The 22,727-nt window shown below is 68.4% G+C and carries 24 protein-coding genes; 14 read left to right on the top strand and 10 right to left on the bottom strand.

The features are described from left to right. The first annotated feature begins 29 nt into the window (after nucleotides 1-29). Nucleotides 30-1,670 carry a glucose-6-phosphate isomerase gene (gene pgi / locus AB0I19_RS13520; RefSeq protein WP_357148220.1) on the top strand — a complete coding sequence of 547 codons (1,641 nt, stop codon included), beginning with the start codon at nucleotides 30-32 and terminating at the stop codon, nucleotides 1,668-1,670. On the opposite strand, the gene AB0I19_RS13525 is transcribed toward pgi, so the two are convergent. The 4 genes from AB0I19_RS13525 to AB0I19_RS13540 form a co-directional block, all read right to left on the bottom strand. Further along, the gene (locus AB0I19_RS13525) at nucleotides 1,639-2,187 is read right to left on the bottom strand and encodes a potassium channel family protein (RefSeq protein ID WP_357148223.1); all 549 of its coding nucleotides are present in this window, start codon (nucleotides 2,185-2,187) and stop codon (nucleotides 1,639-1,641) included. The two genes, pgi and AB0I19_RS13525, sit on opposite strands and share 32 nt — an antisense overlap. A gap of 94 nt (nucleotides 2,188-2,281) precedes the next feature. After that, nucleotides 2,282-2,941, bottom strand: coding sequence for a nucleoside/nucleotide kinase family protein (locus AB0I19_RS13530; RefSeq protein ID WP_357148224.1), 660 nt, complete (start codon nucleotides 2,939-2,941; stop codon nucleotides 2,282-2,284). Nucleotides 2,942-3,183: 242 nt separating this feature from the next. Continuing rightward, a complete protein-coding gene (locus AB0I19_RS13535) occupies nucleotides 3,184-4,812 on the bottom strand; it encodes an acyl-CoA dehydrogenase family protein (RefSeq protein ID WP_357148227.1) in 1,629 nt (542 codons plus the stop codon). A 17-nt stretch (nucleotides 4,813-4,829) separates the two neighbouring features. Continuing rightward, nucleotides 4,830-5,435, bottom strand: a complete 606-nt coding sequence (locus tag AB0I19_RS13540; RefSeq protein ID WP_067641793.1) for a TetR/AcrR family transcriptional regulator — start codon at nucleotides 5,433-5,435, stop codon at nucleotides 4,830-4,832. Nucleotides 5,436-5,499: 64 nt separating this feature from the next. On the opposite strand from AB0I19_RS13540, the gene AB0I19_RS13545 reads away from it, so the two are divergent. Together AB0I19_RS13545 and AB0I19_RS13550 are read left to right on the top strand one after the other, a co-directional pair. Next, nucleotides 5,500-6,288 (top strand): crotonase/enoyl-CoA hydratase family protein, encoded by a 789-nt coding sequence (locus tag AB0I19_RS13545; RefSeq protein WP_357148230.1) that lies wholly within the window; start codon nucleotides 5,500-5,502, stop codon nucleotides 6,286-6,288. Next, complete coding sequence (locus tag AB0I19_RS13550) at nucleotides 6,288-7,565, top strand: hypothetical protein (RefSeq protein ID WP_357148233.1); 1,278 nt, start codon at nucleotides 6,288-6,290, stop codon at nucleotides 7,563-7,565. The genes AB0I19_RS13545 and AB0I19_RS13550 overlap by 1 nt, the downstream gene beginning before the upstream one ends. A 28-nt stretch (nucleotides 7,566-7,593) precedes the next feature. Here AB0I19_RS13550 and AB0I19_RS13555 read toward each other — a convergent pair whose 3' ends face one another. Further along, on the bottom strand, nucleotides 7,594-8,283 hold the full coding sequence (locus AB0I19_RS13555) for a TetR/AcrR family transcriptional regulator C-terminal domain-containing protein (protein WP_357148235.1): 690 nt from the start codon (nucleotides 8,281-8,283) through the stop codon (nucleotides 7,594-7,596). A 139-nt stretch (nucleotides 8,284-8,422) separates the two neighbouring features. Beyond that, nucleotides 8,423-9,112 carry a pyridoxamine 5'-phosphate oxidase family protein gene (locus tag AB0I19_RS13560; protein WP_357148238.1) on the bottom strand — a complete coding sequence of 230 codons (690 nt, stop codon included), beginning with the start codon at nucleotides 9,110-9,112 and terminating at the stop codon, nucleotides 8,423-8,425. A gap of 46 nt (nucleotides 9,113-9,158) precedes the next feature. On the opposite strand from AB0I19_RS13560, the gene AB0I19_RS13565 reads away from it, so the two are divergent. From AB0I19_RS13565 to AB0I19_RS13575, 3 genes are all read left to right on the top strand, one after another. Beyond that, nucleotides 9,159-10,574, top strand: coding sequence for a PLP-dependent aminotransferase family protein (locus AB0I19_RS13565; RefSeq protein ID WP_357148241.1), 1,416 nt, complete (start codon nucleotides 9,159-9,161; stop codon nucleotides 10,572-10,574). A gap of 70 nt (nucleotides 10,575-10,644) precedes the next feature. After that, a complete protein-coding gene (locus AB0I19_RS13570; RefSeq protein ID WP_067485911.1) occupies nucleotides 10,645-10,890 on the top strand; it encodes a DUF2630 family protein in 246 nt (81 codons plus the stop codon). Further along, the gene (locus tag AB0I19_RS13575; protein ID WP_357148244.1) at nucleotides 10,887-12,320 is read left to right on the top strand and encodes an NAD(P)/FAD-dependent oxidoreductase; all 1,434 of its coding nucleotides are present in this window, start codon (nucleotides 10,887-10,889) and stop codon (nucleotides 12,318-12,320) included. The genes AB0I19_RS13570 and AB0I19_RS13575 overlap by 4 nt, the downstream gene beginning before the upstream one ends. Here AB0I19_RS13575 and AB0I19_RS13580 read toward each other — a convergent pair whose 3' ends face one another. Then, nucleotides 12,321-13,190 (bottom strand): DNA-formamidopyrimidine glycosylase family protein, encoded by an 870-nt coding sequence (locus AB0I19_RS13580; RefSeq protein ID WP_357148246.1) that lies wholly within the window; start codon nucleotides 13,188-13,190, stop codon nucleotides 12,321-12,323. A 14-nt stretch (nucleotides 13,191-13,204) separates the two neighbouring features. After that, nucleotides 13,205-13,945: a precorrin-6A synthase (deacetylating) gene (gene cobF / locus AB0I19_RS13585; RefSeq protein WP_357148248.1), complete on the bottom strand. Its 741-nt coding sequence runs from the start codon at nucleotides 13,943-13,945 to the stop codon at nucleotides 13,205-13,207. A gap of 45 nt (nucleotides 13,946-13,990) precedes the next feature. Between cobF and AB0I19_RS13590 the strand changes: the two genes are divergently transcribed. The 6 genes from AB0I19_RS13590 (at nucleotide 13,991) to AB0I19_RS13615 (ending at nucleotide 18,193) form a co-directional block, all read left to right on the top strand. Continuing rightward, nucleotides 13,991-14,794: a thymidylate synthase gene (locus AB0I19_RS13590; RefSeq protein ID WP_357148251.1), complete on the top strand. Its 804-nt coding sequence runs from the start codon at nucleotides 13,991-13,993 to the stop codon at nucleotides 14,792-14,794. Further along, nucleotides 14,791-15,282 (top strand): dihydrofolate reductase, encoded by a 492-nt coding sequence (locus tag AB0I19_RS13595; protein WP_357148254.1) that lies wholly within the window; start codon nucleotides 14,791-14,793, stop codon nucleotides 15,280-15,282. The genes AB0I19_RS13590 and AB0I19_RS13595 overlap by 4 nt, the downstream gene beginning before the upstream one ends. Before the next feature lie 107 nt (nucleotides 15,283-15,389). After that, the gene (locus AB0I19_RS13600; RefSeq protein WP_067485336.1) at nucleotides 15,390-15,716 is read left to right on the top strand and encodes a cupin domain-containing protein; all 327 of its coding nucleotides are present in this window, start codon (nucleotides 15,390-15,392) and stop codon (nucleotides 15,714-15,716) included. Between the two features lie 34 nt (nucleotides 15,717-15,750). Beyond that, the gene (locus AB0I19_RS13605; protein WP_357148257.1) at nucleotides 15,751-16,800 is read left to right on the top strand and encodes a Dyp-type peroxidase; all 1,050 of its coding nucleotides are present in this window, start codon (nucleotides 15,751-15,753) and stop codon (nucleotides 16,798-16,800) included. 14 nt (nucleotides 16,801-16,814) lie between these two features. Beyond that, complete coding sequence (locus AB0I19_RS13610) at nucleotides 16,815-17,612, top strand: family 1 encapsulin nanocompartment shell protein (RefSeq protein WP_357148260.1); 798 nt, start codon at nucleotides 16,815-16,817, stop codon at nucleotides 17,610-17,612. A 56-nt stretch (nucleotides 17,613-17,668) separates the two neighbouring features. Beyond that, nucleotides 17,669-18,193: a PH domain-containing protein gene (locus tag AB0I19_RS13615; protein WP_357148262.1), complete on the top strand. Its 525-nt coding sequence runs from the start codon at nucleotides 17,669-17,671 to the stop codon at nucleotides 18,191-18,193. A 1-nt stretch (nucleotide 18,194) separates the two neighbouring features. On the opposite strand, the gene AB0I19_RS13620 is transcribed toward AB0I19_RS13615, so the two are convergent. Further along, nucleotides 18,195-19,193, bottom strand: coding sequence for a DJ-1/PfpI family protein (locus AB0I19_RS13620; RefSeq protein WP_357148265.1), 999 nt, complete (start codon nucleotides 19,191-19,193; stop codon nucleotides 18,195-18,197). Nucleotides 19,194-19,314: 121 nt separating this feature from the next. On the opposite strand from AB0I19_RS13620, the gene AB0I19_RS13625 reads away from it, so the two are divergent. Then, the gene (locus tag AB0I19_RS13625; protein WP_357148268.1) at nucleotides 19,315-20,136 is read left to right on the top strand and encodes an alpha/beta hydrolase; all 822 of its coding nucleotides are present in this window, start codon (nucleotides 19,315-19,317) and stop codon (nucleotides 20,134-20,136) included. 35 nt (nucleotides 20,137-20,171) lie between these two features. Here AB0I19_RS13625 and AB0I19_RS13630 read toward each other — a convergent pair whose 3' ends face one another. Then, nucleotides 20,172-20,831, bottom strand: a complete 660-nt coding sequence (locus AB0I19_RS13630) for a helix-turn-helix domain-containing protein (protein ID WP_357148271.1) — start codon at nucleotides 20,829-20,831, stop codon at nucleotides 20,172-20,174. A gap of 217 nt (nucleotides 20,832-21,048) precedes the next feature. On the opposite strand from AB0I19_RS13630, the gene AB0I19_RS13635 reads away from it, so the two are divergent. Beyond that, a complete protein-coding gene (locus AB0I19_RS13635) occupies nucleotides 21,049-22,578 on the top strand; it encodes an amino acid permease (RefSeq protein WP_357148274.1) in 1,530 nt (509 codons plus the stop codon). The last annotated feature ends 149 nt before the right edge of the window (nucleotides 22,579-22,727 follow it).

The raw sequence follows: 22,727 nt of genomic DNA on the forward strand, positions 1-22,727 counted from the left end.
CGCTCCGATAACCCAGTACTCTCGGGCGGGTGAGCAGCGACATCACCGCGTCGGCGGCCTGGCAGGCACTGCAAACCAATCACCGCACTGTCGCACCTCTGCATCTGCGGCAGTTGTTCGCCGAGGATCCGGCGCGCGGCCGGGAGTTGACCGTGCAGGTCGCCGATCTACACATCGACTACAGCAAACATCGTGTGACCCGCGAAACCCTGCGTCTGCTGGTGGATCTCGCGCGCGCGGCCGGGGTGCCGCAGCGACGCGACGAGATGTATTCCGGCAAGCACATCAACACCTCCGAGGACCGCGCGGTAGGGCACATCGCGTTGCGCCTGCCGGTGGGCGAGCAGCTCGACATCGACGGCACCGACGCCGATGCCGCCGTGCACGACGTGCTGCGCCGGATGGGTGAGTTCGCCGATTCGGTGCGCTCGGGTGCGTGGCGCGGGGCGACCGGTGAGCGCATCACCACGGTGGTCAATATCGGTATCGGTGGCTCGGATCTCGGGCCGGACATGGTGTATCGCGCGTTGCGGCACTATGCCGATCCGGAGATCGAGGCCCGGTTCGTGTCGAATGTCGACCCGGCCGATCTGGTGTCCAAGCTGGCGGGTCTCGATCCGGCGCGCACGTTGTTCATCGTCGCGTCGAAGACGTTCTCCACCTTGGAGACGCTCACCAATGCGACGGCGGCGCGGCGCTGGCTGGTCGCGGCGCTCGGTGAGGACGCGGTGGCCAAGCATTTCGTCGCGGTGTCGACGAACGCGGAGCGGGTGGCGGCTTTCGGTATCGACACCGCGCACATGTTCGGTTTCTGGGATTGGGTCGGCGGCCGCTACTCCGTGGATTCGGCGATCGGTCTCTCGGTGATGGTGACCATCGGCAAGGAACGGTTCGGTGAGTTCCTCAGCGGAATGCACGCCGTCGACCGGCATTTCGCGTCGGAGCCGTTGGAGTCGAACGGTCCGGTGCTGCTGGCGATGCTCGGCGTCTGGTATTCGAACTTCTTCGGTGCGGAATCGCGTGTGGTGCTGCCGTATTCGAACGATATGGCGCGGTTCCCCGCGTATCTGCAGCAGTTGACGATGGAGTCCAACGGCAAGTCGGTGCGCGCCGACGGCACTGCGGTCACGTCGTCGACGGGTGAGATCTTCTGGGGTGAGCCGGGTACCAACGGCCAGCACGCCTTCTATCAGCTGCTGCACCAGGGCACCCGGCTGATTCCGGCCGATTTCGTCGGTTTCGCCCGGTCGACCGACGACCTGCCGACCCGCGACGGCACCGGCAGCATGCAGGACATCCTGATGAGCAACCTGTTGGCGCAGACCAAGGTGCTCGCGTTCGGCAAGACCGCCGAGGAGATCGCGGCCGAGGGCACCGATCCGAAGCTGGTGCCGCACAAGGTGATGCCCGGCAATCGGCCGAGTACCACGATCATGGCGCCGGAGCTCACGCCGTCGACGATGGGTCAGCTGATCGCGCTGTACGAGCACCAGGTGTTCGTCGAGGGCATCATCTGGGGCATCGACAGTTTCGATCAGTGGGGTGTGGAGCTGGGCAAGCAGCAGGCGCTGGCCCTGATGCCGTTGCTGAGCGGCTCGGAAAACCCTGAGTCGGTGGGTGACTCGTCGACCGACGCGCTCATCGAGTGGTATCGCGCGCGGCGGCGCTGACCTCGTTCGCGGCGCGGATCCGGCTGGTGACGCTGGTGGTGACGATGGCGAGCAGGGTGCCGAGCACCACCAGGTCGAACACGATCTGCACCATGGTCACGATGCGGGCGGCCTGGCCGATGGCGTGGATGTCGCCGTAACCGATGGTCCCGAGGGTGACCAGCGTGTAATACAGTGCGTCGGTCCGGGTCTCGAGCCCGGTGAACTGGTTCGGGTGTAGCTGCTGCATGCGGTAGTAGACGAGCGCGAACACCACGCACACGATGCACAGCACGAGCAGCACCCCGTCGACCCGCTCCCCCAGCGCGGTCGACTCCTCGAGGAGGTGCTCGATCCGCTGCCAGACGAGCCAGCCGAGTCCGGCGACGCTCGCGACGAAGGCGACGACGCCGACGACCTGCCCCGGCCACGCGTCGAGTTCGAACACCCACCCCACCGGAACGCTGTAGTACAGCAGCAGCGCGCAGACCGCTGCCGCGCCGTTGCGGACCGCGTGCACGGGGACTCGTCGCTTCATCAGTCCATGATTGCGCCGAGTCCGCCGCTTTCCGCGCGACACACGCCCGGCGTGCCGCGGCAGGCAAGCGATGCCGCGCGGCGAAGGAAGGCGGTCAGGCCAGGGCGTAGCCGCGGCCCGTCGCGATCAGGACGCGATCCGCGCGGCTTCGGGTGGCGGCGATGAGGTCGGCATTGCGCAGGTCACTGTCCATCACTTTCACCCGCGCCTCATCCGGGGTGCGTCCGCCCGCGGTGTGCCGGTCGAGCAGGCGTTCGGTGAGCACCTGCCGTGGCGCGTCGAGATACCAGCATTCGTCGAGCAGTCCGCGTACCGGTGCCCAACCCGGTACATCGGTAAGCAACAGGTAGTTCCCCTCGACGACGACCACGCGCTCGTCGCGCACCACCACACCACCCTCGGTCGGTTCGTCGACGGCCCGGTCGAACAGCGGCCACGGCACCGGTTCGCCGACGGGTGTCTCCCGCAGCAGGCGAAGATCGGCGACGAACGCGTCCGCGTCGAAGGTGTCGGGCTCGCCTTTGCGGGCCAGCGCACCCCTGGCTCGCAGCACGTTGTTGCGCAGGTGATAACCGTCCATCGGCGCGACGACCGCCATGCGCCCGAGACAATTCAGCTCGTGGCAGAGACGCTGCGCGAGAGTCGATTTACCGGCTCCCGGCGGGCCCGCGATGCCGAGGAGAAACCGATCCGCGCGCGCCGGCACCAGCCCGGCGAGGTTACCTGCCGTCAACACATCGTCCGCTCGAGCCACGCGGTCACGGTACCGTCGGCCCGGCCATGCGAAGGATCGGCCGGGCCACACCGCTGCCCCCGGACAGCACTGGCGGATACCACTCGACCGCACCCTGCCGGTTCGTGAATCGGGTGAGTTCGAGCATTCCGCAGCGGCAAGATGCGTGCACCAGCGGCTGGGTGCGGGCACCCGACCGGACCGCTCGCAAAGAAACGCGCGTCACCCTCGGGTCGCGATGACCGGCACCGCGCGGCGCCGCCTCAGTGCGTATCGACGAACCCTCGTTCGAGAATCGCACCGGTATCGACACCCACCGGCAAGGTGCCGTACGCGATCCCCCAGTCGCCGCTCAGCCGGGTCGCGCAGAACGCATCGGCGACGGCCGGATGACCGTGGCGTACCAACTGCGCACCCTGCAACACCAGCGCCATCAACTCGACCACCCGGCGCGCCCGGTACTCGATATCGGACAGGTCGGTGAGTTCCTTGCCGACCCGGTCGATGGCGTCGTCGAGACGCGGGTCCGCGCCACGAGCCAGCCCGACCTCGGCGAAGTAGGCCTCGACGGTCTCCGGCTGACGCCCCATGGCGCGCAACGCATCCAGCGCCGCCACATTGCCCGACCCCTCCCAGATCGACATGAGCGGCGCCTCCCGGTACAGGCGCGGCATCCCCGATTCCTCGGCATACCCGTTGCCGCCGAGGCATTCCAGCGCTTCGGCGGCGTGCGCGGGCGCCCGCTTGCACACCCAGTACTTGGTGATGGCCAGCGCGATCCGGCGCAGCGCCGCCTCGGCCGGGTCGCTGCCCGCGCGGTCGGTGGCCCCCGCCAGACGCATCATCACGGTGGTCGCCGCGTCGGATTCGACGATCAGGTCGGCCAGCACGTTGCGCATGGCGGGCTGGTCGATCAGCTTCGCGCCGAACGCTTCTCGGTGCCTGGCGTGATGCACGGCGGTGACCGCACCGACCCGCATGCCGGTGGCCGACCCGATCACGCAGTCGAGGCGGGTCATATTGACCATCTCGATGATCGTCTTCACCCCGGCGCCCTCGGCGCCGACGAGCCACCCGGTGGCGTTCTCGTATTCGATCTCGGAGGAGGCGTTCGACTTGTTGCCGAGCTTGTCCTTGAGCCGCTGGATCCGGATCGGGTTGCGGGTGCCGTCGGGCAGCACGCGCGGCAGCAGGAAGCACGACAGCCCGCCCGGTGCCTGCGCGAGGGTGAGGAACATGTCCGACATGGGCGCCGAGGTGAACCATTTGTGCCCGACGATGCGGTACGAACCGTCCGATTGCGGTGTGGCGGTGGTGGTGTTGGCGCGCACGTCCGAGCCGCCCTGCTTCTCGGTCATCGACATGCCCGCGATCAACCCGGCTTTCGTCGAGGGCTCACGCAATCCGAAATCGTAAGTGCGCGAGCCGAGCAGCGGCTCGAAGCGGGCGGCGAGTTCGGGGTTGTGACGCAGCGCGGGCACCACCGCGTAGGTCATCGAGATGGGACACATGTGCCCGGCGTCGGCCACACCCCAGGTGTAGAACTTGGCCGCGCGGGCGGTGTGCGCGCCGGGGCGCTCGTCGAGCCACGGGGAGCCGTGCAGGCCGTGCGTGACCGCCACCTTCATCAGGTCGTGCCAGTGCGGATGGAACTCGACCTCGTCGACGCGGTGTCCCCACCGGTCATGGGTGTGCAGCACCGGCGGGTACTCGTTGGCCAGCCTGCCCCACTCCTGAGCGGCGAAACCACCTGCGAGAGCGCCGAGTTCACGTACCTCGGCCTCGGCCCAGCCCGCACCTTCCCGGTGCAGGCCCTCGATGAGCGCGGGATTGCGGGAGGCGTCGAAGGGGACGAGCGGTGGTACCTGATTGAACACGTCATGGGTGATCACGGCGGAACTCCTTAGGGCTACAACGATTCCGGGCGCGCACCGAGCGCTCGAACGGCGAAAGCGACCAGCTCGGGAACGACGGACTCGGCGGGCGGGGCCGTGGCGAGGGGACCGACCAGCACCTCCCCGATGGCGCCGACGAGCGCGGCGGCGGACAGGTGCGAATCCTGCGGCGGCAGCGCGCCTTCGGCGACGCCGTGGGTGATGGCCGCTTCGAACGAAGCGGTGAAGGCGCGGCGGAATTCCAGGCGTTGCACGTCGACGGCGGCGTCGACGGGTTCGGCCAGCAATACGTAGGCGAGTCTCGGATTCTTGAGCGCACGCCCGGCGAAGGTCTCCACGGCCGCGCTGACCCGCTGCATCACGTCGCCCTCGGCGACCGCCGCGCGCACCGCGGCGACCTCGCGGGCGACCACCTTCTCGAACACGGCCGACACCAGCGCGGCCTTGTTCTCGAACTGCTTGTACACCGTGCCGGTGGCGATACCCGCCTCGGCGGCCACCGCGGCCATCGACAAGCCGGCGAACCCGTCGCGCGAGAGCACGGCCGTCGCACCCTGCACGATCAGCGCACGTTGCGCGTCGAGCCGGGCCTGCACGGCCGGCGTCCTCCGGTACACCATGCGAAGAAGTGAACCATTGATTCACCTCTTCACACAAGGGTGGGTTTCGTCGTATGGTCGAGCTATGAGCTCAGGTCCCGCGTCCGATTCGGTGCGTGTCGAGAAGGTGGGGCCGGTCACCACGGTGATTCTGAACCGCCCCCACGCCCGCAACGCCGTCGACGGGCCGACGGCTCGCGCCTTGGCCGAGGCTTTCCGCGCGTTCGACGCCGACCCGACCGCCTCGGTGGCGGTGCTGTGGGGCGAGCACGGCACGTTCTGCGCGGGCGCCGATCTGAAATCGCTCGGCACCGACCGCAGCAACCAGGCGACGCCCGACGGTGACGGACCGATGGGCCCGACCAGGATGCGGCTGTCCAAACCGGTGATCGCCGCGGTGTCCGGGCACGCGGTAGCCGGTGGGCTCGAGCTGGCACTGTGGTGCGACCTGCGGGTGGCCGAGCAGGACGCCGTGTTCGGCGTGTTCTGTCGCCGCTGGGGTGTGCCGCTCATCGACGGCGGCACGGTGCGTCTGCCGCGCATTGTCGGCGAGGGGCGGGCGCTGGACATGATTCTCACCGGTCGGCCGGTGAGCGCGCCCGAAGCGTTGCAGATGGGGCTGGTCACCCGGGTGGTTCCCACCGGGGATGCGCGCCGGGTGGCCGAGGAACTGGCCGGGCAACTCGCGGCGCTCCCACAAACCTGCCTGCGTTCCGACCGCGAATCCGTGTACGACCAGGTCGGTCATTCCGAGGACGAGGCGCTGCGCATCGAATTCGCGCACGGTGTCAAGGCTCTCGCCGACGGTGCGCTGGAGGGTGCGGCCCGCTTCGCCGCGGGCGCGGGCAGGCACGGCGCCGCCTCCACGTCGTAATGGACCGCCTGACCGTTGTCGACGAGATCTTCCTGCGTACCCATCGGGGCATGGGCACGCCGATCGCCCTGCAGGGACTGTGGCGAACGCCGGACACGATGGATCCGGCTCTGCTGCAGCAGATCCACCACGAGCTGAGTCGTGGTCAGCTGGGCCGCAGAGTTGTCCGCGCCCGCGTCCCCGGCGCCCGCCGTGCCTGGCAGCCCACCGTCCGTGCTCACCCGCTCGACTACCTCGCGGCCGATGCCCACCGTGCCCTGAGCGAGGGGGAAATCTTGCCGTGGGCCGACACGCTCGGCGCCGACCTCGATCCCGAGTTCTTCCCCGGTTGGCGGTTGTCGGCGGCGCCTCTGGCAGACGGCGGAACGGTTGTCGCACTGACCTGTTCACACGCCCTTGCCGACGCACGAGGACTGATCCACGCCGTCGCGCTGGCCTTGCGGTCGTTGAACGGCACACCTGCGGGACATGCGTCGATCGCGGTCGCCTCCACCGCACGACACCAGCACCGCGAACGGTCCGCGGACGAATCCCGTTCGGACTGGGCCGATGCTCGGGCGCAGTGGGCGACGGTGCTCGGTGGGACCGCGCGCGCACTGCGGAACGGAGTTCCCCGACCGCCCGAGACCATCGCTCCCCCGGCGGATCCAGGTCGCACCGTCCGCAGCTCCCTGCTGGCTTTCGATGCGGGACAATGGGATTCCGTCGCAACGGAAGCCGGTGGCACGCCGAACAGTCTGTTCATCTACCTGGTCGCGAACATTCTGTGGGAGAACGGCTTCGGTGACGACACCATCACCGCGAGCCTGCCCGTGGACACCCGCGACGAACCACGCGTGGACAACGACCTCGCCGTGACCGAGATCCGGATCGACCGGGCCGACACCCCGGAAACGATTCGCGTCAAAGCCCGCGACGCCTATCTACGCCGCATGTCGGCGCCGGCCGGGCTGCCCGAGGAAATCCTGCAGGTACTCCCTGATCGCTTGGCGTACAAGCTCAGCAAAGGTGCTGGTGAGCGCGACATCCTGTGCTCGAATATCGGCACAATGCCCGACGCCCTGAGCACCGTCGGCCCGCACGAATGCACTCGCGTGGCCGCCCGCGCGATCCATCCGGGCATCACGGATTTTCCACGTACTCGCCTCTCGGGTTACCTCTCGCGCCTCGCCGACACCTACACGCTGGCGCTCGTCAGCTTGGACACACACGAATCACTCACTGCGGCTGCGGATCGCGCGCTGTCGAAGGCCGGGTTGTCCGCCGACACCTGGTGAGATCGCATGGCCGCCGGGTCGCAGCAACTCATTTCGCCGTCATACCCACGAGCAGAACCCTCAGCCCCCAGACGAATTGGTCGACGGATGTCCACGCCGCGATCTCGTCCACATGCGCGGCGGTACGCGTCCAGCGATCCACGTCCAGGTCCCTGAGCTGCTCGCGGCGCCGCGCGATCCGTTCCGAATCAGTTGGCAGCGGCGGTATTCCGTCGGTCTCCGCGATATCGAGCGCCGTGGAACCGAGGATGTAGACGAGCACCGCGTACACCCCGTGCGCCCGCATCTGCGTATGCAGACCGCCGCGTGCGAAGCAGGCGAACAACGCCTCCTCGATATCGCGTGCGGCAGGTCCGTCCGCCGCCGGACCGTCGTGCGGACCCGACATCATCAGCACCGCGACCGCCGGATGCTCCCACAGCCGCGACCGCATACTCAGCGCCAACTGGATCACCGCCGACACCCACTCGACACCCCGGTCGTAGAGCGGCCCGAGCCGCACCTTCGAGAGCACGCGTTCGATGGCGGCCCGTTCCAGCCCGCTGCGATCGCAGGCCAGCGCGGCCGGGTCGACACCGAGTCGCCCGGCCACCGCCTCGACCGTGAGCGCACCCGCCCCACCCTCGTCGAGCACTGCCAGGGCCGCGTCCACCACCCGATCCTCGGTGCACGACAACTGTTCGGGCGGCTCGCCCCCGCTGAGCGGACTCGACGGCATAGGCCGGACTGTACCGAGCGCGCGCCCGCCCACCGAGGTGCCACGACGAGCGAATCGCACGACTCCATCGCCGCACTGCGCGACCTGATCGAATCACCGACGTCCGTCCGCAGCGGCCTGTGGAACGTCGACCCCTTCCCTACCGAAGCGCGACCGGCATTGCCGAATCCACGCGGTCGGCGACTCCGGCGGGCACCTCGATCCCCGGTTCCAGGTCCGCCGACGGCACCGGCGCTCCCCATACCTGCCGCAGCGGTAGCTCCCCGGCCCACACCCCACCTGCGGCGATGTCGTCCTCGTCGTCCTTCGGCCCGCCGGTCCGGACTTTCACCGACGCCTCGGTGAGGTCGAGGGCCAGCACCATCGTTGCCGCCATCTCCTTGCGGCTGGGCGGACGGACCCGGTCCCAGGACCCGGGCGCGGCATGCTCGACGATCACGCGCAGCGCTTCGAGACGTTCGTTCTCGTCGGTGACGAGTTCGGCCCGCCCACGCACCACCGCCGACCGGTAGTTCATCGAGAAGTGCATGGCGGAGCGGGCATAGATCAGGCCGTCGACGTGGGTCACGGCGATGCTGATGTCGGTGCCGATGGCGGCGCGCATATTGCCCGCGCCGGTGGAACCGTGCAGGTAGATCGTGTCGCCCGCGCGGCCGTACACGGTCGGCAACACCACCGGCGAACCACCGAGCACCACTCCCAGGTGACAGATCAGCCCTGCGTCGAGCACCGCGTCCAGTTCGGCCCGGTCGCTGCGGGCGCGTTCCTTGGCTCTGGTCACCGTGGTGCGCGGGCTCGGGGACAGCGGCGTTCTGGTGTGCGTGCTCATAAGATGAGCATCGCCGCACGATTGGCCCTCGCACAGGTCCAATTCGATGCGGGAACAACAGTCCAATCCGAGGTGGGCGATGCTCGACGACTTCCCGATCCCGCTCGACCGCTCCGCCGCCGAACCCCTGTCGGTGCAGGTAGCCGAGGCCCTGCGCACCGCCGCGACCACCCGCGTCCTGCGCGTCGGTGACCGGCTTCCGCCCTCGCGCGCCCTCGCACAACGGCTGGGCGTGAGCCGGGCCGTGATCGCCGCCGCCTACGACCAACTGCACGCCGAGGGCTGGCTCACCGGTCGACGCGGCTCCGGCACCTACCTGAGCACCGACCCCGCGACAGCACCGCCGAGCACCGTCGCGAGGAAGGGCGTCGAGAACGAACCGACCCTGCTCGACCTCGCCGCGGGCGCACCGTGCATCGAGGCCCTCGACCGCGCGGCCTGGCGCCGCGCGTGGCGCTCGGCCGGTGACCGCACACCCGAGGCCCGCAAGGATCGGGCGGGCGAGCCGGGCTATCGCGATGCCGTCGCCGAGCATCTGCTCCGGCATCGCGGGCTGGCCGCGGGGGCGGCATCGGTGGTACTGGCGACCGCGGGCACGAGCACCGCCGTCGGCGAACTCGCCGCGGCCCTGCTGCGTCCCGGCGACACCGTGGCCATCGAAGACCCCGGCTATCTGCGCGCGGTCGGCGCGTTCCAGGCCGCGGGAACGACGGTGCTCCCGGTGCCCGTCGACGCGCACGGACTGTGTGTCGACCGCATTCCGCCGGGTGTTCGCGCCGTGTATTGCACACCGGCACATCAGTTCCCGATGGGTGCGCGCATGCCCGCCGGGCGCCGGGTGGAACTGGTCGAATTCGCCCGCAGCACCGGCACTCTGGTCATCGAGGACGACTACGACGGCGAATTGCGCTACGACACGGCACCCTTGCCCCTGCTGGCGGCGATGGCGCCGGACGTGGTGGTCCACCTCGGCACCACGAGCAAGATCATCGCCCCCACCCTCGGTGTCGGCTGGCTCGTCGCTCGTCCCGACATCACCGAGGCCGTCCTCGCGCACCGCGCCCGCATCGGTAGTTCACCGAGCCCGGCCGGCCAACTGGTGCTCGCCGAATTCGCCCGCAACGGCGACCTCGCCCGGCATCTGCGTCGCCTGCGCCGGGTGGTCCCGCCCCGGCGCGCTCTGCTCGTCGGTGAGCTCGCCGACCGGGGCCTGCCGGTCCTCGGTGACGACGCCGGGTCGCATGTGGTCGTCGAACTGCCCGACGCCGCCGCCGAGGCCGCCGCGGTCGATGCCGCCCGAAGCCGCGGTGTGCTGCTCGACGGGCTGGCCCGCCACCACCTCGCCACGCCGCACAGGTTCGGTGTCGCCCTCGGCTACACGGCCCTGACCAGCACCGAATTGGCCCGGGCGGTCCCGATCGCGGCCGACTGTCTCGCCGCCCATGTCACCCGGCGGTCGTAGCATGGACCAGGACCCGCGCGGGTCGCGGTTCGCCCGGCACTACCCCTCCGAGAATCGAAGTGGTGAGCACATGACCGATCAGGACATCCTGGCCAAGATCAAGCAGTTGGTCGACGAAGAACACGAACTGCGGTCCAAGGCGACGGCGGGCGAGATCGACCCGGTCAGCGAGCGCAAGCAGCTCGCCCAGCTGGAAGTGATGCTCGACCAGGCCTGGGATCTGCTGCGCCAGCGCCGCGCCCGCGCAGGCGCCGACGCCTCTCCCGAAGACACCCAGATGCGCTCGCCGCGTGAGGTCGAGGGTTACTTGCAGTGACCGACGAGTACGACGTCATCGTGATCGGTGCCGGCCCGGCGGGCGAGAACGCCGCCGCGTACGCCATCGCCGGCAGCGACCGCACCGCCGCGCTCGTGGAACGGGAACTGTTCGGCGGCGAATGCAGCTACTGGGCGTGCATTCCCAGCAAGACACTGCTGCGCACAGGCGCCGTGCTCGATCTCGCCGCCGGGTTGCCCGGGCTGACGGCGAGCGGCCCGGAGGTGGCCGATGTGCTGGCCCGCCGCGACACCTTCGTCCACCACCGCGACGACACCTCCCAGGTCGACTGGGCGAAATCGGCGCGCATCGACCCGATCCGCGGTGCGGCCAGGCTCGCCGGGGAGCGGCGGGTCGAAGTGCACACCGACGCGGGGGTACGGGAACTGCGTGCCAGGCACGCCGTCGTGATCGCGACCGGAACAACGGCCGCGATTCCCGACACCCCCGGTCTGCGCGACGCCCTGCCCTGGACCTCGCGCGACGCCACCAATCTGACGGTCGTACCGCGCCGGGCCGCGATCGTCGGCGGCGGTGTCGTCGCGTGCGAGGCGGCGACCTGGCTGATCGAACTCGGCGCGGCCGAGGTGACCATGCTGGTGCGCGGTGACCGGCTGCTGCCACGGGTGGAGCCCTTCGCCGCCGATCTGGTGCTGCGAGGTCTGCGCGACAAGGGCGTCGACGTTCGCCTGAACACCGAGCCGCTGATGGTGTCGCGCCGCGATCCCGCCGATACCGGGGTCGGCCACATCCACGGCGGCCCGGTCACGCTGGTGCTCGACAACGGTGAGCTGGAGGCTGACGAGCTGGTCGTCGCGACCGGTCGCGCACCCGCGACCGACGAACTCGGCCTGGATACCGTCGGCCTGTCGGCAGGCTATCTCGACGTCGACGATCACCTGACTGTCCGCGACGTTCCCGGTGAATGGTTGTACGCGGTGGGCGATGTGAACCACCGTGCGGCACTGACACATATGGGCAAATACCAGGCCCGCGTCTGCGGGGATGTCATCGCCGCTCGCGCTCAGGGAAAGCCGCTGGACAAGAGCCGCTACACAGCCGGTGCCGACCACGAGCAGATTCCCCAAGTCGTCTACACCGCACCGGAACTCGCCGCCGTCGGCCTCACCGAACAGCAGGCCCGTAAGGCCGGATACGCGGTCGACACCGTCGAAATGGATATCTCGGTAGCCGGTTCCGCATTGTCGCGCGACGATTTCCACGGCCGCGCGAAGATCGTCGTCGATACCACCGAGAACTGCCTTCTCGGCGCCACTTTCGTCGGCCCCGACATGGGCGAACAATTGCACGCCGCCACCATCGCGGTGGTCGGACGGGTGCCGCTGGACACCCTGTGGCACGCGGTACCCGCGTTTCCCGCGGTCAGCGAATTCTGGTTACGGCTGCTGGAAACCTGGCGGGACCGCTGACTACTTGAGCAACCGCGACATCCGCCGGTCGGCGAGCACCTTGCCGCCGGTCTGGCAGGTCGGGCAGTACTGAAAAGAGCGCTCCGCGTAGGACACCTCGCGTACGGTGTCGCCACACACCGGACACGGCTGCCCGGTCCGGGCGTGCACCCGCATGCCGGATCGCTTCTCGCCCTTCAATCGGGCCGCGTCCTGCCCGGTCGAACGGTCGACGGCGTCGAGCAATACCGAACGCATCGCCGCGTACAACTGCGAAACAGTTTCTGCGGGCAACGTTTTCGTATTCGCGAACGGCGAAACGCGGGCGGTGTGCAGTATCTCGTCGGAATAGGCATTGCCGATCCCGGCGAGCAGGGTCTGATCCACCAGCGCGGTCTTGATGCGCTGCGATGTGCCACGCAGCAGGGCCGCGAATTCGTCCTCGGTCACCGCGAGCGCGTCGGGACCGAGCCGGGCGATGCCCGGAACCGACTGCGGATCCTCCACGACATACACCGCGAGACGTTTCTTGGTTCCCGCCTCGGTGAGGTCGATGGCGGGTGTCGCGCCTTCCGGAGTGAAGAAATGCACGCGCAGGGCGAGCGGACTCTTACCGCCGGGCTTGGGCGGCAACGGATTCGGTTCGTCGACCCACCGCAACCAACCGCCACGTGACAGGTGGGTGATCAACCACAACCCACCACAATCCATTCCGAGAAACTTGCCCCACCGGCCCGCACCGGTCACGTCCCGGCCGGACAGCGCGGTCACCGGCGGATCGAAGGTCTTCACCGCACTCAACGCGGCCACGTCGACGCGACCGACCACCGCGCCGACCGCATGATCCCGGAGGAACTGCGCCAACGCCTCTACCTCGGGTAACTCGGGCACAAAGGCCAGTCTAGCTATTCGGAACGCAACAGGTAGACGTCCATGATCCAGCCTTTTTCGGCGCGCGCTCGCGCACGACGCTCGAGAATGGATTTCTCCACCTCGCGCAGATTGCCTTCGATCAATATCTCGTCGGGCATACCGAGATAGGCGCCCCACCAGATGTGGATATCGTCGCCGGGCACCTCGGTGAACGAGCATTCGCCGTCGAGCATCACCACCGTCGAACCCGGGCCGAGACCTTCTTCGCGCAGTTTGCGACCCGTGGTGATGTGCACGGGTTCACCGATGCGGTGCAGCACCACCCGGTGGGCGGCGGCCAGTGCCGCGACGCTGGTGACGCCGGGGATCACCTCGTAATCGAACCGAACCCGCCCACGGTCGAGCACCCGCTCCACCATGCGCAGGGTGCTGTCGTAGAGGGCCGGATCACCCCAGACGAGAATCGCGCCGTCGCCGTCCACCTGCTCGAAGGCCTCTTCCAGCAGCACCGCGCGCCGTTCGTGCCAGTCCTGCACCACACCGGTGTAGTCGGCGGGTGCGCGGTCGCGTGGCGGGTCGGCGATCTCGAGCACCCGGTGCGGGCCGTCCACGTATTCGCGCAGGATCGCGGTGCGCACGTCGACGAGTTCCTGCTTCTCGGCGCCCTTGCCGATCACGAAGAACGCCTCGGCCCGCCGCATGGCCTTGACTGCCTGCATCGTCACCTGGTCGGGGTCGCCGGCACCGATACCGATCACGTAGAGCTTGCGCATACGCGCAGAGCTTGCCAGGTGCGCACAGCAGTAGAATCGGCAGGCGTGGCCACCCCTGATACGCAGTACGAAGATCTGCTCCGGCGCGTGCTCGAACACGGCACGCCGAAAGCCGATCGGACCGGCACCGGCACCCGAAGCATCTTCGGCCATCAACTGCGCTACGACCTGGCCGAGGCGTTTCCGCTGATCACCACCAAGCGGGTGCACCTGAAATCCATCGTCTACGAGTTGCTGTGGTTCCTGCGCGGCGACTCCAATGTGTCGTGGCTGCGCGAGCACGGTGTCACCATCTGGGACGAATGGGCGGATGCGGACGGCGAGCTCGGCCCGGTGTACGGCGTGCAGTGGCGTTCCTGGCCGACACCCGACGGCACCCACATCGACCAGATCGCCCAGGTGCTGCACACCCTGCGCACCGACCCGGATTCGCGCCGGATGATCGTGTCGGCGTGGAACGTGGCCGACCTGGACAAGATGGCGCTCGCGCCCTGCCACGCCTTCTTCCAGTTCTATGTCGCCGACGGCAAGCTGTCGTGCCAGCTGTATCAGCGCAGCGCCGACCTGTTCCTCGGTGTGCCGTTCAATATCGCCAGCTACGCGCTGCTCACCCTGATGGTGGCCCAGCAGACCGAGCTGGAGCCGGGCGAGTTCATCTGGACCGGTGGCGACGTGCACATCTACGACAACCACGTCGACCAGGTGCGTGAACAGCTCGCCCGCGAGCCCTACCCCTTCCCCAGCCTGCACCTGCGCCCGGCCACCAGCCTGTTCGACTACACCTACGACGACATCGAACTGTCCGGGTACCAGCACCACCCGGCCATCAAGGCGCCGGTGGCGGTGTGAGCAACCGCATGATCGGCCTGATCTGGGCGCAGGCCAACGACGGTGTGATCGGCGTCGACAACACCATCCCGTGGCGGCTGCCCGAGGACATGGCCAACTTCCGGGAGACGACCACCGGCCACCCGGTGATCATGGGCAGGCGCACCTGGGACTCCCTGCCCGCCGCCTTCCGGCCGCTGGCCGGTCGACGCAATATCGTCGTCACCCGCCAGTCCGACTGGGCCGCCGAGGGCGCCGAACGCGCCGCCTCACTGCCCGACGCGCTGGCCATGACCGGCACCGCCGACACCTGGATCGCGGGTGGTGGCGAGATCTACCGCCAGGCGCTGCCGCTGGCGACCACGCTGCTGGTCACCGAGATCGACACCACCGTGGCAGGCGATGCTTTCGCCCCGGTCATCGGCGCGGAATGGCAGGCACCGGATACCCCGTGGCGCACCGCCGAAAACGGCCTGCGCTACCGCATTCGGCACTACGTCCGGCAGTGACAACACGTCGCTAACGGTCGCGGCAAAACGCCCGAGCGCGGGTGTGATGTCGGGCATACTCCCAGGCGAAGACCTGCCCGCGAGAAGCCTGCGAAAGGCGCGTTCCCATGGACAAGAAATCGCTGACCGCGGTGGCCCGTCAACAGCTGAAGCTGGCGGCCACCTCGACGAGTGGTCGGAGTTCGCAAACCCTCATCGGCGGCCACACCCACGCCCTGCGCCAGACCGTCGTCGCGCTGGCCGAAGGGCAGAGCCTGGCCGAACACGACAATGCCGGCGACGCGACGATCCAGGTCCTCACCGGCACGCTCGTACTGATCGCGGGCACCGACGAATGGAAGGGCTCGGCAGGCGATCTGATCGTGGTTCCGCGCGCCCGCCACAGCGTCAAAGCCATCGACGACGTGACCTTCCTGCTCACCGTCGCCAAATAAGTACCTGTCGGTACGGCGTCGTACTCTGGACGCCATGGGTGAGCCACAACCGATTCTCGATCCACTGTCGCCTGCCGCGCTCTTCCTCGTCGTCACCATCGACGAGGGCGGCGAATCGGTGGTGCGCGATGTGCTCGCCGATATCAACGGTTTACGGCGATCGGTCGGATTCCGGGTGCCCGGCGAGGGCCTGAGTTGCATCACCTCGATCGGTTCCGCCGCGTGGGACCGCCTCTTCGCCGGGCCCAAACCGGCTGAGCTGCACGAGTTCCCGGGATACAACGGTCCGGTGCACAGCGCGCCCGCCACCCCCGGCGACCTGCTTTTCCACATCCGCGCCGAAACCCAGGGCCCGTGCTTCGAATTGGGCATGGTGATCGCCGAACGACTGCGTGGCGCGGCGACGGTCGTCGACGAGGTGGTCGGGTTCCGCTACTTCGAACAGCGCGACCTGCTCGGCTTCGTCGACGGCACGGAGAACCCCGAGGGTGGTGCCGCGGCCGCCGCGGCCCTCATCGGTGCCGAGGACCCCGAATTCACCGGGGGCAGTTACGTGATCGTGCAGAAGTACACCCACCCGCTCGACCAGTGGAACGCCTTGTCGATCGAGGAGCAGGAGCGGGTGATCGGGCGCACCAAGCTCGGCGACTACGAACTGCCCGACGACGTGAAGCCCGCCGATTCGCATGTGGCGGTGAACACCATCGTCGACGACGACGGCACCGAACGCCAGATCGTCCGTGCCAACATGCCTTTCGGCTCGGTCGCCGACGGCGAGTTCGGCACCTACTACGTCGCCTACGCCGCCACCCCGAGCGTTACCGAGCGGATGCTCGAGCGCATGTTCCTCGGCACCGAGGAAGCCGCCTACGACCGCATCCTCGACTTCTCCGTCGCGGTGACCGGCACCCTGTTCTTCACCCCGACCGTCGATTTCCTCGACGATCTGCCCGACGCGCCCGCGAACATCGCCGACGAGGCGGAATCCGGACCGTTGCCCGAGATAATTCCGGTGGAACGGGCAAATACCTCCGCAGCGGGTTCCGACGGCGCCCTCGCCATCGGCTCGATGAAAACTCGATGAGAAGGAGTATCCGAATGAACAACCTGCATCGCGAACTCGCGCCGATCACCGACGAGGCCTGGGCCGAGATCGAGGAGGAGGCCACCCGCACGTTCAAGCGCAATATCGCCGGACGCCGGGTCGTCGATGTCTCGGGCCCGCACGGCGTCGGCTACTCGGCGCTCAACCGCGGCAGGCTCACCCCGATCGACTCCCCCGACGACGGTGTGCAAGCACACCAGCGCGTCGTGCAGCCGCTCGTGGAACTCCGGGTGCCCTTCACGTTGAAGCGCTCCGAACTCGACGACATCGAACGCGGCGCCCCCGACGCCGACCTCGACAACCTCAAAGACGCCGCCCAGAAGATCGCCTTCGCCGAAGACCGCGCGATCTTCGAGGGCTACGCCGCCGCGGGCATCACCGGTATCCGCGCCGCCGCCTCCTGCACCCCGATCACGCTGCCGAGCAATGTGGTCGACATCCCCGACGCCATCTCACGTGCCCTCACCGGGCTGCGCCTGGCCGGTGTCCAGGGCCCCTACTCGGTGCTGCTCAGTGCCGACCTCTACACCAAGGTCAGCGAAACCTCCGACCACGGCCACCCGATCCGCACCCACATCGAGCGGCTCATCGACGGCGAGATCATCTGGGCACCGGCCATCACCGGTGGTTTCGCCCTCACCACCCGCGGCGGCGACTTCGAACTGGCCATCGGCCAAGACCTGTCGATCGGCTACCTCAGCCACGACGCCGAGACGGTCCAGTTGTACTTCCAGGAAACGTTCACCTTCCTGGTCGAGACCTCCGAGGCAGCGGTATCGCTCGGGTCGTGAGCCCGATCGCGTGACCGGCGCTAGGGTTGGCCACGAATCGTGAGAGGGAGGTCCGCATGGCCGACGTGCGTGCCGGGGTCGTGCCCGCGAGCAGGAGCCTGTTCTACTGCCTGATCGGGCTGCTGGTCACCATCGGGATCGCCGGGCTGGTGGTGGCGATGTTCGGCGCCAACCGGGTGGTGACCGGCCTGCTGGTCGGCGCCGTCGGCGGTGTGGCGGCGGGTGTCGCGCTGTTCGTCCGCGATGTCGTCGAGCTCACCGAGCACGGCATCTACGTGCGGACCCCGTTCCGGTCGGCCACTGTGCCGTGGGACCGGGTGGTTGCCGGGCGGTTCACCCTCGACGAACGCGGTCGCTGGGCACTGGCCCTGGACCTCACCGAGAACGGCGACGAACTCGTGCTGCTCTCGATCCCACCGGTCATGGGCCCGGTCTCGGGCGCCTACGACATGCGCAAGCGGGAACAGGTGAACGAGATCCGGGAGATGTTGCGAGCCAAGCGGATTCCGATCACGGTACTGCCCGAGATCGCCGCCGCCCTCAACGAGCACTGGCAGATCGCGCCGCCGACCTCCCGCTGACTCAGGCGCTGAGCCCCGAGGTGAACCGCCGCCGGTAGTCCGACGGCGACACACCGAGCCGCGCGATGAAGGTGCGTCGCAGCGCCTCGGGGCTGGTGAAGCCCGCGTCGGCGGCGGCCCGTCGCACCGAGCTGCCCGCCTCGAGCTGGGCGCGGGCCAGATCGAAGCGCATGTTCGCCGCGTATTCGGCCGGGCTTAGCCCGACCTCCTCGGTGAAGAGCCGGGTGAGGTGGCGTGGGCTCACGTTCACGTGGCGGGCGAGTTCCTGCACGCTGTGCCGTCGTGACGGGTCGTCGGCGATCAGGTCCGTCACCGCGCGCACCGGGCCCGGCGGTAGCGCCACCGCGCGCAACGGTGTCGAGAACTGTGCCTGCCCGCCGGATCGCTGGAGGTAGACCAGCAGACCCTGGGCGACCTGACGGGCCACGGCGCTGCCGAGGTCCTCGGCGACCAGCGCGAGCGCGAGGTCGATGCCCGCGGCGACGCCGGCCGAGGTCGCGATATCGGCCTCGCGGACGAAGATCCGATCCGCCAGCACCTCCACCCGCGGATACCGGCGGGCCAGCTCGGGGGCGAACTTCCAGTGCGTTGTCGCGCCGCGCCCGTCCAGCAGCCCGAGTTCGGCGAGCACGAACGCACCGCTGCAGATCGATACCACCCGCCTGCTCCGCGCGGCGAGCACACGTGCCGCGTCGAGTAGTTCAGGACGGACGAACTGGGCCGGGCGCACCTCGCTGCCCGGCACGACAAGCGTGTCGAGCGCCAGCACATCGGCGGCCGCCGCATCCACAGCAACTCCCCCGCCGACCGAGGTCTGCACGGGCGCGCCGGTGGGTGAGAGCAGCACGATCTCGTAGGCATCGGCGAACTGATTCGCCTCGACGAACACCTCGGCCGGGCCGACGTAGTCGAGCGCCTTCACCCCGTCGAACAGGAGAAACCCGATACGCCGTGTCCCAGTAGATGTGTTGTGGCGTGGGCGATCCGGGGCTGCAGACATAGCCACAAATCTACTGTTCGTCCGAAATAGCGGGATTCGCGGCCGTTCGGGTAGGCGACAACCCACCCGCGCTCGACAACTATGAGCAACCTATCCATCCACCTCGTTCGACAGGATCGCCATGCCCTACTTCACGACATCCGACGGCACCGAGATCTACTTCTCCGACTGGGGCACCGGGCAGCCCATCGTCTTCAGCCACGGCTGGCCGCTCAGCTCCGACGCCTGGGCGCTCGAGCGGAAGACCTTCGCCGACGCCGGTTTTCGCGTCATCGCCCACGACCGGCGCGGACACGGCCGCTCCTCGCAGCCGTGGCAGGGCAACGACATGGACACCTACGCGCGTGACCTCGCCGAACTCGTCGAGTCGCTCGATCTGCGCGACGTGATCGTCGTCGGGCATTCGACCGGTGGCGGCGAGGCCGTGCGCTACGCGGCGCGCCACGGCCGGGACCGGGTCGCCAAGGTCGTCACCATCGGCGCGGTGCCGCCGATCATGGTGGCCACCGAGGCCTACCCCGACGGTCTGCCCATGTCGGTGTTCGACAACATCCGCGCCGGGGTGCTGGCCGACCGGTCCAACTTCTACCAGGAGCTGGCCCCGTCGTTCTTCGGCTTCAACCGCGAGGGTGCCGCCGTGTCCAAGGGCGCCATGGACGACTTCTGGCGGCAGGGCATGCTCGCGGGCATCCAGGCCGCCTACGAGTGCGTTGCCGCGTTCTCGGCGACCGATTTCACCGAGGACCTGCGGGCACTCGAGGTACCGATCCTCATCGCGCACGGCGACGACGATCAGATCGTGCCGATCGCGAACTCGGCGCACAAGTCGATCGAGCTGGTGAAGGACGGCACGCTGAAGGTGTACCCCGGCGCGCCGCACGGCATCTTCGGTGCCTACCAGCAGGAGCTGATCAGCGACATCCTCGCGTTCATCAAGGGCTGAGAGTTTCCGGCGCGGCCTCGCGTCGCGCCGGTCACTCAGTCCGACAGACGGTCGAGCAGTGCGTCGGCGGCCGCTCGCACCGTATCCATCGCCCCGTGGTGACCGACGATGCGCACGATCGCATCCGGGATGACGCGCTCGGCCTCCTCGCCCGCGGCCCCTTCGTCGGACCTGATGGCGATCACCGTCTCGACCAACCGGAACGGCAGAATCCGCGCATCGTCGGATTGCCCTGCCGCAGCACAGGATTCGGCGGCGAGACGCTCGTAGTGTTCACGCAGTTCGTCGCGGCGGCGACGGAAGGCGCCGAAACGTTCGGTGCGCAGTTCCGGCAGCAGGTACAGGGCGCCGAGATTCCAGCGCGCGCCGCGCAGTTGGCGCACATCGAACAGGGCGAGCGCGTAGAGCTTGGTCGTGGCGTCCTCGGGCTCGGCGTGTAGCTTGTGCGCCAATTCCACCGGGCCCGCGACGGTTTCGGCGAGCAGTGCGTCGAGGATGTCGTCCTTGGCCGCGAAGTGGTGATACAGCGAGGCCTGCCGGATGCCGACCGCGTCGGCGACCGCGCGGGTGGAGGTGTTGGCATACCCCTTGGTGGTGAACAGCTCCGCCGCGGCGTCGAGGATTTCCGCGCGCGGCGTCGTCCCGCGCCGACGGCGCTGTTCCAGCCGGGGGCGCCCGGGTCCGAGGTTTGCCACGTCGTCGATTGTGTCACCGGTGCGTCACCACTCCCGCAATGGGCACCTCACCAGGTGCGATGCGGGACCGTTCAATTTCTGTCATTCGACAGAAACGTAGGCAACACAGAAGTTACGGCACGCCTCGGAGTCGATACACGCACGACACCGTTCGAGCGATCGCGAGCGCAAAACTATCGACTGATAGATATTGGCCGCACCGCCGAAGGACTCCGATATGGCCACGACGCTCGCCACCCCAGCCCCGCCCGACGCCGCGCGCGACGGCGCCGACCTCGCCCAGTTCGGCTACGAACCCGTCCTGCACCGCAAGCTCGGGCGCTACGCGTCCTTCGCGGCGGGCTTCTCGTTCGTCTCCATCCTCACCACCATCTTCCAGTTTTTCGGTTTCGGCTATTCGTTCGGCGGTGCCGCGTTCTTCTGGACGTGGCCGCTGGTTTTCGCCGGGCAGTTCCTCGTCGCCCTGAACTTCGCCGAGCTCGCCGCGCGGTATCCGATCTCGGGCTGCATCTATCAGTGGTCGCGCCGGTTGGCCGGTGGCCTCGTCGGCTGGTTCGCCGGCTGGATGATGGTGATCGCCCAGGTGGTCACCGCGGCGGCCGCCGCCATCGCCCTGCAGGTGGTGCTGCCCACGATCTGGAGCGGCTTCCAGATCATCGGCTCCGACACCGCGCTCACCTCACGCGACGGCGCGATGAACGCGGTGCTGCTGGGCAGCGTGCTGCTGGTGATCACCACCACCATCAACGTGATCGGGATCGATCTGATGGCGCGGATCAACTCGATCGGGGTCACCATCGAGATCGTCGGTGTGCTCGCCATCATCGGGCTGTTCTTCGCGGGCTCCGAACGCGGTCCGGCCGTGGTGATGCAGACCGATCAGGCCGCGCCCGGTCCGTTCTGGGCCGCGTTCCTGATCTCGGGCCTGATGGCGGCGTACGTGATGGTCGGATTCGATTCCGCCGGTGAGCTTTCCGAGGAGACGAAGAATCCGCGCCGGGTCGCCCCGCGCACGATTCTGCTCGCGCTGTCGGTGTCGGCGCTCGGCGGTGGGCTCATGCTGCTGGGCGCGCTGATGGCGGCGCCGAGTCTCACCGACGGCGAATTGGCCTCCGGTGGACTGGCTTACGTCATCATGGCCAAGCTCGACAGTCCCGCCGGGTCGGTGCTGCTCGGCTGTGTCGCGGTGGCGGTGGTCGTGTGCACGCTCGCGATTCAGACGGCCGGTTCGCGGTTGATGTTCTCGATGGCACGTGACGGCAAGCTGCCCTTCGCCAAGGCTCTTTCCACCGTGCATCCGAGGTTCGGTACGCCCGTGTGGCCCGCCGTGGTGATCGGTGCGCTCGGCATCGGGCTGCTGGTGCTGAACCTGGGCAACCCGGCCATCTTCGCCACGCTGGCCAGTGTGTGCATCGTGAGCCTGTATCTGGCCTATCTGCTGGTCACGGTGCCGCTGCTGGTGCGGCGGATCAAGGGTTTGCCCGCGCCCGAGGACAAGACGTTGTTCACCCTCGGCCGCTGGGGCGTTCCGGTCAACGCGTTGGCGGTGGTGTGGGGCATCGCGATGGTGATCAACCTGGCCTGGCCGCGACCCGAGGTGTACACGCCCGCCGGTGGTAGCTGGTGGCAGTTGTGGGCGGGACCGCTGTCGGTCGGCGTAATTCTCGCCGTCGGGGCGGTGGTGTACCGGGTCGTGGTCACCAGATCCGAGGCGGTCGAACCGGCGGTCGCACCAGCTCCCGCCTGAGCGCGTGGATCAAGATCACCACGCTCTGGTGGCGGCATCGCCCGAGAAGCCGACGCCACCAGAGCGTGGTGATCAATCGACCAGCACCTCAGCCCTGCCGGTGGCCGCCACAACCCGGACGCTGCGGTGCAGAGGACGACGAATCACCC

This window comes from Nocardia sp. NPDC050413 (genome assembly GCF_040655475.1).
GTDB lineage: Bacteria > Actinomycetota > Actinomycetes > Mycobacteriales > Mycobacteriaceae > Nocardia > Nocardia coubleae.

What these genes read in the sequence shown, in the direction of transcription:
- AB0I19_RS13525 (WP_357148223.1), bottom strand. Translation starts at nt 2,187, where the DNA reads ATGAAGCGACGAGTCCCCGTGCACGCGGTCCGCAACGGCGCGGCAGCG.
- AB0I19_RS13540 (WP_067641793.1), bottom strand. Translation starts at nt 5,435, where the DNA reads ATGGTGTACCGGAGGACGCCGGCCGTGCAGGCCCGGCTCGACGCGCAA.
- AB0I19_RS13545 (WP_357148230.1), top strand. Translation starts at nt 5,500, where the DNA reads ATGAGCTCAGGTCCCGCGTCCGATTCGGTGCGTGTCGAGAAGGTGGGG.
- AB0I19_RS13550 (WP_357148233.1), top strand. Translation starts at nt 6,288, where the DNA reads ATGGACCGCCTGACCGTTGTCGACGAGATCTTCCTGCGTACCCATCGG.
- AB0I19_RS13555 (WP_357148235.1), bottom strand. Translation starts at nt 8,283, where the DNA reads ATGCCGTCGAGTCCGCTCAGCGGGGGCGAGCCGCCCGAACAGTTGTCG.
- AB0I19_RS13560 (WP_357148238.1), bottom strand. Translation starts at nt 9,112, where the DNA reads ATGAGCACGCACACCAGAACGCCGCTGTCCCCGAGCCCGCGCACCACG.
- AB0I19_RS13565 (WP_357148241.1), top strand. Translation starts at nt 9,159, where the DNA reads ATGCGGGAACAACAGTCCAATCCGAGGTGGGCGATGCTCGACGACTTC.
- AB0I19_RS13570 (WP_067485911.1), top strand. Translation starts at nt 10,645, where the DNA reads ATGACCGATCAGGACATCCTGGCCAAGATCAAGCAGTTGGTCGACGAA.
- cobF (WP_357148248.1), bottom strand. Translation starts at nt 13,945, where the DNA reads ATGCGCAAGCTCTACGTGATCGGTATCGGTGCCGGCGACCCCGACCAG.
- AB0I19_RS13600 (WP_067485336.1), top strand. Translation starts at nt 15,390, where the DNA reads ATGGACAAGAAATCGCTGACCGCGGTGGCCCGTCAACAGCTGAAGCTG.
- AB0I19_RS13605 (WP_357148257.1), top strand. Translation starts at nt 15,751, where the DNA reads ATGGGTGAGCCACAACCGATTCTCGATCCACTGTCGCCTGCCGCGCTC.
- AB0I19_RS13610 (WP_357148260.1), top strand. Translation starts at nt 16,815, where the DNA reads ATGAACAACCTGCATCGCGAACTCGCGCCGATCACCGACGAGGCCTGG.
- AB0I19_RS13615 (WP_357148262.1), top strand. Translation starts at nt 17,669, where the DNA reads ATGGCCGACGTGCGTGCCGGGGTCGTGCCCGCGAGCAGGAGCCTGTTC.
- AB0I19_RS13620 (WP_357148265.1), bottom strand. Translation starts at nt 19,193, where the DNA reads ATGTCTGCAGCCCCGGATCGCCCACGCCACAACACATCTACTGGGACA.
- AB0I19_RS13625 (WP_357148268.1), top strand. Translation starts at nt 19,315, where the DNA reads ATGCCCTACTTCACGACATCCGACGGCACCGAGATCTACTTCTCCGAC.
- AB0I19_RS13635 (WP_357148274.1), top strand. Translation starts at nt 21,049, where the DNA reads ATGGCCACGACGCTCGCCACCCCAGCCCCGCCCGACGCCGCGCGCGAC.